Raw genomic sequence first — 16,175 nt, 5'->3', positions numbered from 1 at the left:
AACCCCAACTGACCTCGTCAAAACAGGAGCCCCAACATGGCCGAACTGATGAACCGTGAAGAATTCCGCACCGCGCTCGAGAACGCGATCAAGGGCAAGAGCGCCAACCAGGCCCCCTTCAGCAAGGCCTGGGCCAGCGGCGAACTGAGCCGCGAGCATCTGGCGCGCTGGGCAGAGAACCACTATCACTACGTCGGCCCGTTCGCGGACTACCTGGGCTACATCTACGCCCGCACGCCCGATCACATGACCGAGGCCAAGGACTTCCTGCTGGCCAATATGTACGAGGAAGAGATCGGCGGCGACCGCCATACCGATCTGCTGATCCGCTTTGCCGAAGCCTGCGGCACCACGCGCGAACGTGTGGTGAGCCCGGACAACATGTCGCCGACCACGCGCGGCCTGCAAAGCTGGTGCTACGCCGTGGCCATGCGCGAAGATCCGGTGGTGGCCGTGGCTGGTCTGGTGGTGGGCCTGGAATCGCAAGTGCCGTCGATCTATCGCAAGCAAACGCCGACGCTGCGCGAGAAGTATGGCTTCACCGACGAGGAAGTCGAGTTCTTCGACCTCCACATCGTCTCCGACGAGATCCACGGTGAGCGCGGCTACCAGATCGTGCTGGAGCACGCCAACACGCCCGAGCTGCAGCAACGCTGCCTGAAGATCTGCGAAATCGGCGCCCAGATGCGCCTGCTGTACACGACGGCGCTCTATTACGACTACGTCGACACCAAGGCACAAGCCGCAGCCTGAGTTGCGCAAGCAGTACGCCCCGGACGCGCGCGAGCCGCGTCCGGTGTCCCGATCCCAGTTCAAGGCCCCCGCAAGATGACCGAGACGTACCGCAACTACATCGACGGCGAATGGTGCGACAGCGCCAGCGGCCGTACCGTCGATAACGTCAACCCTGCCGACACGCGCGACATCGTCAGCCGCCACGCCGCGTCCGACGCGCGCGACGCCGCCGCCGCAGTGGCCGCTGCCGCAGCCGCGTTCGACGGATGGAAAAAGACCCCGATCGGCAAGCGCGCGAAGATCCTCAACGATGCCGCCGCGCATCTGGAAGCCAACGCCGACACCATCGCCGCCGAACTGACCCGCGAGGAAGGCAAGGCGCTGAACCTGGCGCGCGACGAGGTCATGCGCTCTGCGCAGACCCTGCGCTTCTATGCCGTGGAGGGTCAGACGTTCAGCGGCGAAAGCTATCCGAACGATGATCCCGACATGCTCGTCTACAGCCTGCGCGAACCGCTGGGTGTGGTGACGGTGATCTCGCCCTGGAACTTCCCCGTGTCGATCCCGGCGCGCAAGATCGCGCCCGCGCTGATCACGGGCAACACCGTGGTGTTCAAACCCTCGTCCGACGCGCCGCTGTCCGGCTACCGGCTGGCCGAAGCATTCGTCCGCGCCGGCATTCCGAAAGGCGTGCTGAACTTCCTGACCGGCAGCGCCGCCGAAGTGGGCCCGACCATCGTGGAATCGCGCGAGGTCCGCGCGGTCTCGTTCACCGGGTCGACCTCCGCCGGCGAGCAGATTCACAAGTCCGTGCCGATGACCACGCGCACGCAGATGGAACTCGGCGGCAAGAATCCGCTGATCGTCATGGAAGACGCCGATCTCGATCGCGCGGTGGACCTGGCAGTCAAGGGCGGCCTGTCGCTGTCGGGCCAGGCGTGCACGGGCACCAGCCGCATCCTGGTGATGCGCGACGTGAAGCAGGCATTCACCGAGAAGCTGGTGGCCAAGGTCAAGGCGCTGAAAATTGGCAGCAGCATGACGGCGGGGATGGACCTCGGCCCGCTGGCCACGCGCAAGCAACTGGAAACGGTGCTGAGCTACATCGCCATCGGCAAGCAGGAAGCGACCTTGCTGTGTGGTGGTGAACAGCTGTCCGACGGCGATTTCGCGCACGGCTACTACGTTGCGCCGACCGTGTTCACCGACGTGACCCAGTCGATGCGCATTGCCCGCGAGGAAATCTTCGGGCCGGTGCTGGCGATCATCGAAGTCGACAGTTACGCGGACGCCATCGCCCAGGCGAACGACACCGAGTACGGTCTGTCCGCCGCCATCGCCACGCGCAATCCGCGCTACATGCACGACTTCACGCGCGATATCGAATCGGGCACGGTCAAGATCAACCGCACCACCACGGGCAACCTGGTCAACGCGCCATTTGGCGGTCTCAAGCGCTCGAGCACCTCGACATTCCGCGAATCGGGACGCGCTGGCCTCGAGTTTTATACGCAGATCAAGACCGTCTACCAAGGCATCTGAGAAGGCACCTGAAGGATTACGAACATGAAGAAAGCCATCAAGCTCGAGTTGAAGGAAGCCCGCCACATGGTGGCCGCGGCCATTCGCAAGGCCGAGGAAATCGGCGTGCTGGAATCCATCTGCATCGTCGACGACGGCGGCTACCCACTGCTGCTCGAACGCATGGACGGCGCCCGCATCACCGGACCGCAGATCGCCTGGAACAAGGCCTTCACGGCCGCCGGCCACAAGCGTTCGACCCACCTGTTCAATACGCCGCCCAACGGCCCCGCGCTGCCCGGCAATGAGGCCTTCGGCATCCAGTGGAGCTTCGACGGCAAGTTTGCCGTGTTCGTGGGCGGCTACCCGATCGTGGTCAATGGCGAGGTGATCGGCGGCGTGGGCCTGTCCGGCGGTAACGGCGAGCAAGACACCGCGTGCGGCGTGGCCGCGCTCGAAGCGTTGCGCGACCTGCTGGCGGCGGAAGACCTGACCGTGCTGGCCCAGGCCGATATCAAGAAGTAACCAGGGAAGGAGTCGTCATGTCCTATCGGGTCGAGATTGCGGAAACGCAGCAGGTTTTCATGGTGGCGCCCGGCGAGTCCGTGCTCGATGCCGCCCTGCGCTGCGGCGTCAACCTGGCGCACGAATGCACCTTCGGCGGCTGTGGCACGTGCCGCGTGCGCGTGGTCGACGGTGCCGTGACCTATGAAGAATTCCCGATGGGACTGACGGAGGAAGAGGACGCAGCCGGCTTCGCGCTGGCCTGCCAGGCCCGGCCCGCCGGCGACCTCGTCATCAGCACCGCGCGCGCGGCGGAACCCGCGATTCCGGCGCGGCGTACCACCGCGACGGTTCAGGCCATCACCTCGCTCGGACCCGATGTGCTGCATCTGCGGCTCGCGTTGTCCGACGACGAGGCGTTCGCGTTCGAACCGGGCCAGTACATGAAGATCCTGCTCGAGGACGGCAGCCATCGCAGCTTCTCGATGGCATCGGCCCCGAACGGGAACACGGTGGACTTTCACGTACGGCAGATCGCGGGCGGACGCTTCACCACGGGCCAGCTTCCGCAACTACGGCCGGGCGACAAGCTCGACGTCGAAGTCCCGCACGGCAGCTTCAGCCTGCGCAAGGAAGACTACCGGCCGCTGCTGATGGTGGCCACCGGCACCGGGCTCGCGCCGATCAAGAGCATGCTCGAGGCACTGATGGATGATCCCGACTGTCCTCCCGTATGGCTCTACTGGGGGATGCGCTCGGCAGCGGATCTCTATCTCCATGACGAGATTGCCCGGTGGGGCGAGCGGCTCTACGATTTCCAGTACGTGCCGGTGCTGTCACGCGCGGACGATACCTGGCAGGGTCGGCGCGGCTACGTGCACGACGCGGTGGCGGCCGATATCGGCGACTTGTCCGAACACGCGATCTATCTGTGCGGCTCTCCGAACATGATCCACGACGCCAAACAGACATTCATGGTGCTGGGCGCGCAGGCGCCATTCATCTATTCCGACGGATTCACGTTCCAGCACGCGCCGGGCTGACGCCGGCGCGAGAACGCGCATCTCAATGTCTACCCTATGTCTGCACTCAGGGGGTGACGGTATACAATAGCGGCATTCACGCCGTGGCCCAGCGCAGCGGCGTCCACCGAATTCCGACGGCCGATCCCGACCATGAACGACGCCACTGCCAGTGCCTACAGCCAGATTCCGGATGCCCCGGCTGCCAGCCTTGGTGCCCAGCATTCCCCGCTTTTCGCGCTTGTCACCGATACGCTGCGCCAGCGCATTCTGGGCGGCCAGTACGAGCCCGGCGAGCGGTTGGTGGAAAACACGCTGTCGCTGGAGCTGGGGGTATCGCGCATTCCCGTGCGCGAGGCACTGCGCGCGCTGGCGGCCGAAGGCCTGGTGCACATCGAGCCGCGCCGTGGCGCCTCGGTGGCGCGGCTGTCACCCAATATCGCCCGCGAGATGGTGGAGGTGCGCGCCACGCTGGAAGGCCTCAATGCCAAGCTGGCCGCCCAGCGCCGCGACCCGGCATTGATCCAGGAACTCGAAAAGGTGTTGAAGGAAGGCAATGACGCTGTCGACAGCGGTCAGACCCAGCGCTTTGTCGAGTTGAATTCGCGCTTCCACGAGGTACTTGGCACCATTGCCGCAAACAGCGTGCTGCAGGAAATGATGCGATCGCTGCGCGAACGCACGGCGCTGCTGTTCGCCCCGGCGAACCTGACCCGCGCGCGCACCAACTGGGACGAACACGCGCAAATCCTTCAGGCAGTGATTGCCGGCGACGCCGACCTGGCATCCCTGCTGGCCACGCGGCATGTCTACAGCGCGGCCAAGGCCGTCGAGGCCATGAATCCCGACGCGACGGCAGCATCCGCATCCGCGGATGCCAACAAGGCGGCCTGACGACCTTCCCCCGCTTTTTCGGCTTTTCCGGCCTCTTCCGCCTCTCCCGCTTCTTCCCGAGTTACCCAATCCGTAGATCGGTCCGGTGCATCTCGCACCGGTGCCGGGCTGTCCGGCATTCCCATCGTGGCAAGCAATACCATGGTGCGCACCACGAAATGGCGCACTGCACCAATTTTGTGTATACTGTAGTCTGATGTTAACCACAATTGGGAATGACCATCATGCAATACCCGGATGCTTCGTATTTCGACCGTCCGGTGGGCGAGCAGCTCTTGAGCCACTTCGCACGCCGTGACGCCGTTCGGCACACCACGCCGTTGCTGCCGTTCCGATTCGCTGACGTGCTGGCGCTGTTCCGCGGCACGAACGCCCACCGCAAGACCGTCTGAGCGCACCGCGCACCCAAATAAAAACCGCCCCGAGGGGCGGTTTTTATTTGTCGGCGAGTCGGCCGTGATGTGGATGATGCGCCCCAGAGCGCATCGGGGCACATCAGAGCGTCGTAGGCGGTAACTCCACACTGCCGAATTCGGCCGACCGCGTGCCGGCAACCGGCCGATTGCTCGCCCCAAAATACGCGAACGCCACCGACAGCTTGACCGCCTCGGAATCATTGCGACCTGCGGCATGGAACAGCCGGCTGTCGAACATCAATACGTCGCCACGATGCAGCGCCAGCGGCATAGTGCCCTTGAGCAACTGCTGGCTGGCAGGATGCGCCTCGATCAGGAACTCCGCCGGATCCAGCTGCGCGGGATCGAGCTTCGCGCGGTGCGAGCCCGGAATGACGCGCAGCACGCCATTGCGCTCGTCCTCGTCGCCCAGGGCCAGCCACACCGTGATCAGGTCGTTTTTGACGAACGACCAGTAGCGGGTATCGCGATGCCAGCCGGTCTGGCTGCCGTAGTGCGGATGCTTGGTCATCACGCAGTTGTGATGGGCCAGCGTGAGGCGGGCCGGCTCGCCGAGCAGTGCCTCGACGGTGGCCACCACAGCCGGATCGCTGGCCCAGCGGCGGAACACCTCGTCGCGACCATAGGCCTGACGCAAGCGTCGCACCGTATGCCCGCCTGCCGATTCGCGCGTGGCCGGCGCCCCTGGGTAACCCAGATCGGCCTCGAACTCGACCGGCGGCACCGCAGCGGCCAGTTGCTGCCGCGTCACCGCCTCCAGCGCCGCGCAAGTGGCTTCGCTCGCGAACTTGCGCAGCACGATATAGCCACCCGCGTGGAATTCGCGTGCCAGACTGGCCAGCGCGGCCTGATCAGCGAGCGGGGCGGAAGAATCAAAGTCGAGGGAAGCGGACGCGCCAGACGCGTGGTGTTGCGGGGCAGTCATTGCAGCGGAGGAGAAAATTCTGAAAGTGGCAAGTCGCCAACAAGGTCGATGATGCCAGAAGCCGCGAAATCCGGCGCGGGCTGGCGCCCGATTTCGAGAATTCGCCACGGGATCGCCATGCTTTCATGGCCCCCCAGCGTGCGGAAACCCACTGTCCGATGCGACCCGTGCGCCGCTACAATGGCCGGACCCTTGCACGGCCGACGGCAAGAATCCGGCCACTGCCTCCAACCCGACCCCAAAGAGCGCCATCGTGACTGCCCGACCCAAGATCGCCGCTTCGCTGACAGAGGTGCAAACCCAGCTGGGTCGTATCGTGCTGGGCAAACCGCGCCAGGTCAGGCTCGCCCTGGCCTGCATTCTGGCTGGCGGTCACCTGCTGCTGGAGGACGTGCCCGGGGTCGGCAAGACCACGCTGGCGCATGCGCTGGCCCGCACGCTCGGGCTGCATTATCAGCGGGTGCAATTCACGAGCGACCTGCTGCCCGCCGATCTGGTTGGCGTGTCGATCTTCAAGCGCGAGACCGGGGAGTTCCATTTTCATCACGGCCCCGTGTTCGCGCAGGTCGTGCTGGCCGACGAGATCAACCGTGCGCCACCCAAGACCCAGAGCGCGCTGCTAGAAGCCATGGCCGAGCGGCAGGTCACGCATGACGGCATCACCGAGACACTGTCGGCCCCATTCTTCGTCATTGCCACCCAGAATCCGCTCGAGCAGATCGGCACCCATCCGCTGCCGGAATCGCAACTCGACCGCTTCACGATGCGGATATCGCTTGGCTATCCCGACGCCGCGTTCGAACGCGTGCTGTATCTCGGCGGCGCGATCAAGGACGAGGCGGAGGCGGTCATGGACGCCGATCAGGTGGTGGCCCTGCAGACCGCCGTGGAGAAGGTCTATGCCAGCCCGGCACTGGTGGACTACGTGCTTGCGCTGGTACAGGCCACGCGTGTCGAATCGAGCTTCGTGACCGGGCTTTCCCCGCGTGCCGGACTCGCATTGCTGGCCTGCGCGCGCGCCTGGGCGTTGCTTGATCAGCGCGAGATGGTCTTGCCGGAGGACGTCCAGGCCGTGTTCGAGCCAGTGGCCGCGCACCGGCTTCTGCCCGCGGGTCAGGTCGCGCTGAACCAGGGCACCGATACACTGGCTCGCCTGCTGGCCAGCGTCGCAATTCCCTGAGGCCATCGGACACACCCCCGCCCCATGACCACGCGGCCAGCCCTTCCCGCGCCCGATCACCTTGGCCCGACGCCGGGACGCTTCTCCGTGTGGTTGCGCCGCAAGCGCGCGCCCGTCAACGGTGTTGTCACGCTCGACCGCCGGCATCTTTACATCCTGCCTACACGCGGCGGCATCGGGTTTTCGGTGCTGCTGGCCACCATGCTGCTGACATCGCTGAACTATGCGATCAGCCTCGGCTTCGCGCTGACATTCCTGCTGGCCGGCATCGGCATGGGCTGCATGTGGATGGCTTACCGCAATCTGCTCGATCTGCGCGTGTCCGCCGGACCTGTCACACCGGCATTCGTCGGTGAGTGCGCGATTTTCACCTTGCACGTCGACAACCAGGATGCCGCCGCGCGAATTGGCATCGAGGCACGCACGCCGCTATCCGGTGCCGATACAGAAACGGCCGCCCTCACCCTCGACGGCGTTTCCAGTGGCACGTTGCCGGTGCGACTCTCCGCCATCCGGCGCGGACGACTGGTGTTGCCACGCGTCACGCTTTCCAGCCGGTTTCCATTCGGCCTCTTCCGCGTCTGGAGCTATGCCGACCTGGGACTTGCCACCGTCGTCTATCCCGCGCCGGAAGCCAGCCCGCCTCCGCTACCCCGGCACCCTCAATCCGACGATGCCGACGACGGCGCGGCCAGCTTCGCGGCTGACGACGGGATCGATCAGTTGCGCAGGTACCGGCCCGGCGATCCATTGCATCGCATCGCCTGGAAACACAGCGCGCGCACCGGAAAATGGCTGACCCGCTCGGGACACACACCGCAGCAGCCGAGTTGCTGGATCGACTGGAATACGCTGCCGCCGGCCATGGACACGGAAGCGCGGCTGTCCCGCCTGTGTGCCTGGGTATTGATGGCGGGTGAGGTATCGGAAGTCGGGTTACGCCTGCCCGGCGTCGAGATCACGCCGGGCCGCGGTTCCGCCCACGTGCGCGCATGCCTGGAAGCCCTGGCACTCTGGCCGGAGCGGCGCGCACGATGAGCAAGAAGGCAAAGACCGTCGCGGTCCGGCCCCTCGGCCATCAGGAACAGGGGATGCTGATCGGCCAGCTTGCGCTGGTGCTGGCGCCGCAGGCGCGCACCCTGCCTGTGTCGGTCAGCCTGCTGCTGGTACTGCTGCTGGCATGGCGCTGGATGCTATGGAAGCGGCGCGCGCCATTGCCCTCCAAATTGACAGTGGGCCTGGCCGCAATACTGGTACTGGTAGTGGCTGGCGCACTGGTCTGGCAATCCGGCGGCAATCTGGGACGCGAACTCTGCATCGCGCTACTGGCGGCCTTCGTGGTGCTCAAGCTGATGGAAACGCGTGCGCTGGGCGATGCCACGCTCATCACGCAGCTTTCGTTCTACCTGCTGCTCACGCTCTACCTTGCCGATCAGCCGTTCTGGCTGGCGCTCTACAGCATGGCGATCGGTGCATGGGTCCTCCGCAACTGGCTGCTGTTGCACCACCCCGAAGCGCGTGGCCGACTGGCGATCTGGCCGTTGCTCGGGCGCATGGCGATGTTCGGGCTACCGTGGGCGGTGTTCCTGTTCGTGCTGTTCCCGCGCCTCGACCATCCCTTGTGGCGCCTGCCGCAATCGGAGCCAATCGGTCGCACTGGCATCAGCGACACGATGAAGCCCGGCAGTATCGGCAAATTGATCCGTTCGCCCGACGTCGCGTTCCGCGTCGACTTCGTCGGAGAGGCACCATCACCCGCCTCGCTTTACTGGCGCGCTTTCGTGCTCTGGGATTACGACGGCGAGACCTGGCGGCCGGCCCGGTCCCGATCGGTGCGTCCGGCCGACGGGCTGCGCGACGATATCGGAGACAGCGACTTTGCAGGTTCGGCGGCACCCGACGCGCACGAGTACAACATCACGCTTGAGCCGACGCAGGCGTCGTGGCTGTACGTGCTCGATCGTGGCCAGGCCATCTCGTCGAGCCTCAATGCGCAGGTCTCCACCGATAACGAGTTCTTTGCGAACCTCCCCGTCGACCGGCCGTTGCGCTATCGCGCCCGATCCGTATTTGGGGCGGCACCCGAGCCGCTGACCCAGCGCACGCTCCGACGAGCCCTGACGCTACCGGAAGGCAATCCACGCAGCCGCGAACTGGCTGCACGGTGGGCCAACGAGTATCCGGATCCGTGGCAGCGTGTGCAGGCGGCCCTCCGGCACTTCGCTGCGGCGCCGTTCGCCTACACGCTGTCTCCACCGTCCCTTAAGCAGGATCAGGTCGACAGCTTTCTGTTCGAAACGCACCGAGGCTTCTGCGAGCACTATGCCAGCAGCTTTGTGTTCCTGATGCGGGCAGCCGGCGTGCCGGCGCGTGTGGTGGCTGGCTATCAGGGTGGAGACTTGAACCCGGTCGGGCGCCACTATGTGATTCGGCAATCCGATGCCCATGCCTGGGCGGAGGTCTGGATCGCACAGCGTGGTTGGGTCCGCGTGGACCCAACTGGTGCCGTCGCACCCAGCCGGGTCGAGCAGGGCGTCGACGCGGCGCTGGCTGGCGACGAAATCCCGGCGTTACGTGACCTGAGGGCACCGGGCTGGCTGCGTGATCTGCGCTGGGGTCTCGATGGTCTCAGCTATACGTGGCAACGCTGGGTATTGCAGTACGACCGTGTCCAGCAAGGAAAACTGATGGAGCAGGCTGGGCTGGCGGGCAAGTTGCCGTCGGTGCTGGTCGGCGGGCTGGCCGCCTTGAGTCTGCTCGCACTGTTGCCGCTTTGGCTGCGGCGCCGGCGCGCCGATCCGGTCCAGGCACTCTATGACCGCTTCTGTGGGTTGCTGGCGCGGCACGGCTGCGTGCGTGATACCGCAGAAGGGCCGCGGGACTACAGCGCGCGCGCCTGTGCCGCGCTACCTCGCGCGGCGTCCGCGGTGCAGGCGTTCACCAACGGCTACGTGGCATGGCGCTACGGCGCCCCGACGACGCAGCAGACGACCGAAGTCATTGGCCGGCTGCGCACATCACTGCGCGAACTCTCGAAGGCACTGCGGTAATCAGTCCTTTCACGCTTCACCTTGCCAAAGGTCTGCACGCGGCATATAGTTTCATCCGCAACTATTACAGATGAAATCATATCGTCATGTCATTCGAGCGTCGCATTGATCGCTTTTGCGCGGAGTATCCGGAAGCACCCCGTGACCTGATCCTGGCATCGCGGCTGTTGCTGAGGTCGGCACGGCTGCTGCGCCAGCATATCGAACGGGCGCTCGCCGTACATGATCTCGACCTGAACCAGTACCTCGTCATCAGCATGCTGGGGATCGACGCCATGGAACCGACCATGCCGTCCGAGCTGGGACTGACGATCGATGCCACGCGCACTCAGATGACCCGCCTCATCGACGGGCTCGAGACGCGCGGACTGGTCCAGCGCAAGGCTTCGCAGCACGACCGGCGCAGCCTCGAGCTCATCCTCACCCCCGCCGCCCACGACTTGCTCAAGCGTGCCGCACCGACAGTCCATGCCGCCTACGCCGAAGCTTGGGCACCCATCGGCAAGACCGGTCTGGCAGCCGTCACGCGCGATCTCGGTCGGCTACATCAGCATCTGGCTGCGCTGGGAGCAAACGCATCGTGACCGCGCAGGCAGACCCGTGGCATCGGCTGCGCGCCCGCATGAGGTGGCTGCGCCTGCTCAGCCACCAGCAACGGCAGATGTTGCTCATGATCTTGCTGGGCCTGGCCACTGGCGTCGAGTTTCTCGAGAACATCATGTTCGTGTTCGCGTCGAGCCATATCATCGGCGGGATCGACGCGGACCCGCGCAGCTTTGCGCTGGTCCAGGCCGCCTATGCCGTCGGGAGCATGCTGATGATCCTGACGCAGCATTGGCTCGCGCGGCGATTCGGATATCGCTACTACCTGACCGGGTCACTCCTGCTGTTCATGGCGGGCACGCTCGCGGCCGCCACCAGTACCGGCCTGACGCAAATGGTGGGGGCCCGCTTCGTGCAGGGCGTTGGCGGCGGCGCGCTGTTCACGAGCTGCCGGATCCTGGTGAACATGATGTTCAGCCAGACCGACCGGGTGCGGGCTTCGCGCATCTTCATGCTTGGCATCTTCAGCGCTTCGGCGCTGGGCCCCGCCTTCGCCGCGGAGCTGGTCGATCGAGGCGTCTGGCAGGACGTCTTCTATGGCGTGCTGCCGTTTGCGGCACTTGCCACGATAGGCGCCTGGCTGTTGCTCCCGGACGCGGAAGCCCGCGATGACGTGGAAGGACCCGGGCTCGGTCCACTGCTGCTGTTCGGGGTCGCGATCGTCGCACTGCAGGCAACGTTGACGGAAGCCCGTTTCGACGTGTTCTCGCATCCGATACGCATTGCGCTGATCGCCGCGCTCGCGCTGACGCTGCTAACTGTCTTTCTGTGGCAGCAGTGGCACCACGAAAAGCCCGTGTTGCACCTGCGTGCGCTGTACCAGCCCGTCTTCCTGACCGGCCTGGCCATGTACTTCGTCTATTACATGATCAGCAACCTCGCCGCCTATGTGTTCCCGATCTACGCGGAGCAAGCGCTGCGGTTTCCGCTTGCCACCACCGGCTGGCTGAACACGTTCGCCGCGACGATCAGTCTGGTCGGCATCTGGGTGTACCAGCGCGTGGCGCGCAAGCTGAAACACAAGAAGCCGCTGATGACGACGGGGTTGCTGCTGATGGCTGGGGCGATGACGTGGTTCTCCTTCATGCCGCCAGACGTCGGCCCCCCAGCGCTCATCGTCGGGCTGATCGGCAAGGGGCTCTTCGGCGTGATGGTCATCATTCCGATCGCGGGCCTGACATTCGGCTCACTGGCCGGCGATGACTTCGCGCATGGGTATCGCAGCAAGAACCTGATTCGCCAGATCGCCAGTTCGTTTGCATCGGCGCTAGGTGCTGTCCTGCTGCAGAACCGGCAGTTCGCAGTGCATACGAGCCTGGTGCACGCCCTGGGGCAGCGGCCAGCCGAAACGGAGCAATGGATGCATAACGTGCAGGCTGCGCTGGCAGCACGCGGATTCGAGCCGGGCCAGGCCCATGCAGGCGCGCTCGCACAACTTGCTGCCCTGGTGGATCAACAGGCGCGGTTGATTGCCTGCGAAGATCTCTATCGATTGATTGCCGTGCTCGCCATGGCGGCTGCGGTCTTCATGCTGGTACAGCGTCGGCTCGACTAGCCAGGGAATGTGCCTTGCTTAGGCAGGAAAGGCGGGAGGGGTACTGCGTTTGCGCTGGCGACAGCGCGGCAATGGCGGCGGATCGCCATCACATCGATCCGGCGTGCGCAGGTTGCGCTCGCCCTTAGAACAGCGACAACTGGCGCATGCCAAAGCCTACTGTTTCTTCCACTCGGGCACGCGCATGGGCCAGCGAGCCTTCTGCACCGGAGTAGTTGCCGGCTGCCCAGTGGTAGACCACGGGGAGATCGCCACGGTCGGACAAGCGGACTTCACCGAGTTTGTCGCCGCGTTCATTGCGATAGTAGTGTGAGCGATAGCCCCGTTCCCAGTGCGGCGGAGCTTCTTTCTTGCGCCGACGCGGTGTCGGCTTCGTGACGGCTGGCGCAAGCCGCCGTGCCAGGTCAGTAGCCGGCGAGGTGGGGGCGCGGGCGAAATCCAACTGCATAGACTTCCTTCTTCTGTCGATTCAGCAAGAACCAGAAGTGGTGATCGCAATATCACCACACGCTTCATGCATCGCAGTCGAGATCATACCCGTTCAAACACGGTTTTGGTGTGTTTTGTCACCCGGAAATCCGCTTCAGGCAAGGGTTTGCGGGACGTATACCCGTTTACGGTATACGTCCCGTATACGTGTTGCGAGGACCGTAAACCACTTCCTCGCACTCGCTCAGCCGAGGTCGAGCGGGATGAAAATCCGCGCATCGTCACGCTGTACCAGCAGTGCCACCTGCTTGCCAGACTTGGACACCAGCGTCCGCAGTTGCTCGGCGGAAGAGATCGGCGTGCCGTTCAGTGAGAGAATGACATCGCCCGGCTGGATACCTACTCGCGCAGCGGGTCCCGTCACGTCTTCGACCACGAGGCCGCCGTCTATGCCACTGTCGCGCTTCTCCGCGGGCGTCAACTGACGAACCGCAAGACCCAGGCGTCCGCCGTCCTGACCACCTCTACCCTTCTGAGCCAGAGCGTCTTCCTTCACCGCCCCGACCTGGACCGTCAGCGTCATCGGTTGCCCCTTGCGGATGACCTTGAGCTTCGTCTCAGTGCCCGGCTTGAGGTCGGCCACATGCTCGGGCAGATCACCGGAATGATCGATGACGTCATCGCCGAGCTGCACGATCACGTCGCCAGCCTTCACACCACCTTTCGCCGCGGGGCTGTCCGGTTCCACCGAATTGACCAGCGCACCCGCAGGCTTCGGCAAGTTGAACGACTGCGCAAGCGCCTGGTTCACTTCCTGAACCGAGATACCGAGACGGCCGCGCGTGACCTTGCCATGGGCTACGAGTTGCTCCTCGACCTTGGTCGCTACGTTGATCGGGATGGCAAACGAGAGGCCCTGATAGCCACCAGTCTGGCTGTAGATCTGCGAGTTGATGCCGATCACTTCGCCGCGCTGATTAAACAGCGGACCGCCGGAATTGCCGGGATTCACCGCAACGTCGGTCTGGATGAACGGCACGTAGGTGTCATCGGGCAGCGAGCGCGATTTGGCACTGACGATACCGGCAGTGACCGTGTTCTCGAAGCCGTACGGGGACCCAATGGCGAGCACCGGCTCGCCAACGCGGGTTTTCGACGGGTCGCCCAGCCGGACCGTGGGGAGATTCTTTGCATCGATGCGAATCACCGCGATGTCAGTCTGCGGATCGCTGCCTAACACCTTGGCCTTGAACTCGCGGCGGTCTGTGAGCTTCACCGTGACTTCGGTAGCGTTGTCGACCACGTGCGCATTCGTCAGGATCAGACCGTCCTGGCTAACGATGAATCCCGAGCCTAGTCCACGCACCAGCTGCGGCTGCGCATTCTGCGGCCCCTGGAACTGCGGGCCGAATCGCTTGAAGAACTGGAACAGCGGGTCATCCGGATCGACGCCCTGCGGCACTTGTGCCGAAGTACGCTGGGCGCGCGCGGTCACGCTGATGTTCACGACGGCTGGGCCATATTGATCCACGATGCTCGAGAAATCCGTTGGCGTGGCGACTGCAATCGGTCCTGCGCTTGCGGTGACCGGGGTCTGTGCGGCGTATCCCGGGGTGATCGCATCCTTCTGCAGATACGCGTAGCCGCCGGCAAGGGCAGCCAAGGCAGCGACACCGACAGCAGAGCGGGCGAGAGTCTGACGAATCATGGTGCTTTCCTTTCTCGATGGTCCATAGCGCCGACGGTTTTCTTGGCGCGACGGAATCATGGTAAGCAGCCACACTTAAGCCAGACTTAAAGAACCAGATCAGATCACGGTCTGGTTAGACTCACGCCACGAGTGCATCTTTGATTGCTTTTCCTCATCAAGGCTTGTGCACGCGCGTCGCCCATCTAATCTCTATAGGTTCGATGCAAATTTTATATTGCGAACAATTTAATTGTGTATAAGATATGTTCATGCGCGATACGACAACTCCCTCTCGAACTGAAGCATCAAGCAACGACTGGCTCTTGCTGGACCAACAGTTGTGCTTTGCCCTGTATTCGACTTCGTTGGCGATGACCAAGATCTACAAACCGCTTCTAAGTGAGCTTGGGCTTACATACCCACAGTACCTGGTCATGCTTGTGCTCTGGGAAAGCAACACGCTGACGGTCTCGGAACTAGGCACACGGCTGACACTCGATTCAGGCACCTTGACTCCGCTGCTCAAACGGCTCGAGTCAGCAGGATTAGTAGCACGCGAACGAGATGCCAAGGATGAGCGTCGTGTCCTTGTAAACCTGACGGATGCAGGCCGGAGGCTTCGCGCCTCGGCAGCCGACATTCCGGAGAAATTGCTGTGTGCGACGCAATGCTCGATCTCCGAGATTCAGTCTTTGACGTCGCGTCTTCATGCACTGCGGTCCACACTGGAAAGCGCACGGACCGATGATTGACCGGCAAAAGCCGGGACCTTTGACTAGCCCGCCCCCGCTGGGCAAAACCTGGAGTGTTCAAATGAAACTCGAAAAAGTCCTCTACACCGCTCACGCATCCGCAACCGGTGGCCGCGATGGCCGAGCCGAAAGCTCGGATGGCCAGTTGAACGTCAAGCTGGCAGTGCCGAAGGAAATGGGCGGCAGTGGCAACGGCATGAATCCAGAGCAACTGTTTGCGGCTGGATACTCGGCCTGTTTCCTGGGCGCAATCCGCTTTGTGGCAGGGCAACAAAAAATTGCGATCTCGCCTGACGCGAAGATCGAAGGCGCGGTCGGTATCGGCCAGATTCCCCAGGGATTCGGCATTCAGGCCGAACTGAAGATCTCTCTACCGGGCCTGGATAAGGAAGCCGCGCAGAAGCTGGTGGAAGCGGCCCACCAAGTGTGCCCGTACTCGAACGCCACCCGTGGCAACATCGACGTGACGCTGATCGTGGTTTGACGCTCGATCACGTGTGAAGAAAGAAAAAGCCGGCATTTTGCCGGCTTTTTCTTTTATGGATACGTTGTCCGGAGTTGGCTGCAGAAGTCGCGTTTCTGCGCCGCACTCATACGTTTTGTTCGTATCTCGGCCTTTAGGGCCTCCGATTTCGTCGAAAACTCAAGCCATCCAAGCAACCTCAGCGGCCGGCGAGAACGCGTGTACTTTGCGCCAGTTCCGGCGAGATGCTGAGCATATCGACGCTGAACGTCGGTGGTAATACCTGTATAAATGGATTCGCCTTCGCACTCGAGCAAATAGAGAAACCAAGTTGGTTCTTCGGTGGGTGCGGGCTCAATCTCGGAAGTCATGGCGGCAGATCATACGTTTGGGTGCCTGCCGTGGCAACGGTCTGGAGAGTTGCGGAGAGGGCTTC

Annotated in this window: 17 protein-coding genes; 13 read left to right on the top strand and 4 right to left on the bottom strand. The window is 63.7% G+C overall.

Going from position 1 to position 16,175, the window contains the following annotated elements; genetic code table 11:
• Window positions 1-36 precede the first annotated feature (36 nt).
• The 6 genes from WD006_RS08520 to WD006_RS08495 all read left to right on the top strand — a co-directional run bounded on the left by WD006_RS08520 (window position 37) and on the right by WD006_RS08495 (window position 5,068).
• Window positions 37-753: a TenA family transcriptional regulator gene (locus tag WD006_RS08520; protein ID WP_008646888.1), complete on the top strand. Its 717-nt coding sequence runs from the start codon at window positions 37-39 to the stop codon at window positions 751-753.
• Between the two features lie 75 nt (window positions 754-828).
• Entirely contained in the window at window positions 829-2,277 is a 1,449-nt protein-coding gene (locus WD006_RS08515) for an aldehyde dehydrogenase family protein (RefSeq protein WP_029306901.1), read from the top strand.
• A gap of 24 nt (window positions 2,278-2,301) precedes the next feature.
• The gene (locus tag WD006_RS08510) at window positions 2,302-2,781 is read left to right on the top strand and encodes a GlcG/HbpS family heme-binding protein (protein ID WP_008646896.1); all 480 of its coding nucleotides are present in this window, start codon (window positions 2,302-2,304) and stop codon (window positions 2,779-2,781) included.
• Between the two features lie 17 nt (window positions 2,782-2,798).
• Window positions 2,799-3,803 (top strand): 2Fe-2S iron-sulfur cluster-binding protein, encoded by a 1,005-nt coding sequence (locus WD006_RS08505; RefSeq protein WP_011518160.1) that lies wholly within the window; start codon window positions 2,799-2,801, stop codon window positions 3,801-3,803.
• Window positions 3,804-3,935: 132 nt separating this feature from the next.
• Window positions 3,936-4,676 (top strand): GntR family transcriptional regulator, encoded by a 741-nt coding sequence (locus tag WD006_RS08500; protein WP_011518159.1) that lies wholly within the window; start codon window positions 3,936-3,938, stop codon window positions 4,674-4,676.
• Between the two features lie 215 nt (window positions 4,677-4,891).
• The gene (locus tag WD006_RS08495) at window positions 4,892-5,068 is read left to right on the top strand and encodes a hypothetical protein (protein ID WP_155714380.1); all 177 of its coding nucleotides are present in this window, start codon (window positions 4,892-4,894) and stop codon (window positions 5,066-5,068) included.
• A 103-nt stretch (window positions 5,069-5,171) separates the two neighbouring features.
• Here the strand turns inward: WD006_RS08495 and WD006_RS08490 are convergent, their stop codons facing one another.
• Window positions 5,172-6,017, bottom strand: a complete 846-nt coding sequence (locus tag WD006_RS08490) for a phytanoyl-CoA dioxygenase family protein (protein WP_011518157.1) — start codon at window positions 6,015-6,017, stop codon at window positions 5,172-5,174.
• Window positions 6,018-6,270: 253 nt separating this feature from the next.
• Between WD006_RS08490 and WD006_RS08485 the strand changes: the two genes are divergently transcribed.
• The 5 genes from WD006_RS08485 to WD006_RS08465 all read left to right on the top strand — a co-directional run bounded on the left by WD006_RS08485 (window position 6,271) and on the right by WD006_RS08465 (window position 12,405).
• Window positions 6,271-7,197, top strand: coding sequence for an AAA family ATPase (locus tag WD006_RS08485; protein WP_011518156.1), 927 nt, complete (start codon window positions 6,271-6,273; stop codon window positions 7,195-7,197).
• A 24-nt stretch (window positions 7,198-7,221) separates the two neighbouring features.
• Window positions 7,222-8,235, top strand: a complete 1,014-nt coding sequence (locus tag WD006_RS08480) for a DUF58 domain-containing protein (RefSeq protein ID WP_029306900.1) — start codon at window positions 7,222-7,224, stop codon at window positions 8,233-8,235.
• Window positions 8,232-10,247, top strand: coding sequence for a transglutaminase TgpA family protein (locus WD006_RS08475; RefSeq protein WP_029306899.1), 2,016 nt, complete (start codon window positions 8,232-8,234; stop codon window positions 10,245-10,247). Before WD006_RS08480 ends, WD006_RS08475 begins: the two co-directional genes overlap by 4 nt.
• 86 nt (window positions 10,248-10,333) lie before the next feature.
• The gene (locus tag WD006_RS08470; RefSeq protein ID WP_008646910.1) at window positions 10,334-10,831 is read left to right on the top strand and encodes a MarR family winged helix-turn-helix transcriptional regulator; all 498 of its coding nucleotides are present in this window, start codon (window positions 10,334-10,336) and stop codon (window positions 10,829-10,831) included.
• On the top strand, window positions 10,828-12,405 hold the full coding sequence (locus WD006_RS08465; RefSeq protein ID WP_029306898.1) for an MFS transporter: 1,578 nt from the start codon (window positions 10,828-10,830) through the stop codon (window positions 12,403-12,405). Before WD006_RS08470 ends, WD006_RS08465 begins: the two co-directional genes overlap by 4 nt.
• Before the next feature lie 124 nt (window positions 12,406-12,529).
• On the opposite strand, the gene WD006_RS08460 is transcribed toward WD006_RS08465, so the two are convergent.
• Window positions 12,530-12,853, bottom strand: coding sequence for a hypothetical protein (locus WD006_RS08460; RefSeq protein WP_011518152.1), 324 nt, complete (start codon window positions 12,851-12,853; stop codon window positions 12,530-12,532).
• Between the two features lie 225 nt (window positions 12,854-13,078).
• Window positions 13,079-14,542, bottom strand: coding sequence for a DegQ family serine endoprotease (locus WD006_RS08455; RefSeq protein ID WP_029306897.1), 1,464 nt, complete (start codon window positions 14,540-14,542; stop codon window positions 13,079-13,081).
• 245 nt (window positions 14,543-14,787) lie between these two features.
• Here WD006_RS08455 and WD006_RS08450 point away from each other — a divergent pair, with 245 nt between their 5' ends.
• Window positions 14,788-15,276, top strand: coding sequence for a MarR family winged helix-turn-helix transcriptional regulator (locus tag WD006_RS08450; protein ID WP_011518149.1), 489 nt, complete (start codon window positions 14,788-14,790; stop codon window positions 15,274-15,276).
• Between the two features lie 61 nt (window positions 15,277-15,337).
• Window positions 15,338-15,760, top strand: coding sequence for an organic hydroperoxide resistance protein (locus WD006_RS08445; RefSeq protein ID WP_008646921.1), 423 nt, complete (start codon window positions 15,338-15,340; stop codon window positions 15,758-15,760).
• A 53-nt stretch (window positions 15,761-15,813) separates the two neighbouring features.
• On the opposite strand, the gene WD006_RS08440 is transcribed toward WD006_RS08445, so the two are convergent.
• Window positions 15,814-16,110, bottom strand: a complete 297-nt coding sequence (locus tag WD006_RS08440) for a GIY-YIG nuclease family protein (protein WP_080711364.1) — start codon at window positions 16,108-16,110, stop codon at window positions 15,814-15,816.
• Window positions 16,111-16,175 lie beyond the last annotated feature (65 nt).

This window comes from Cupriavidus sp. Met-2, assembly GCF_049843575.1.
GTDB classification, from domain to species: Bacteria; Pseudomonadota; Gammaproteobacteria; order Burkholderiales; family Burkholderiaceae; genus Cupriavidus; species Cupriavidus metallidurans.
This window is presented reverse-complemented; position numbering and strand designations above follow the sequence as displayed.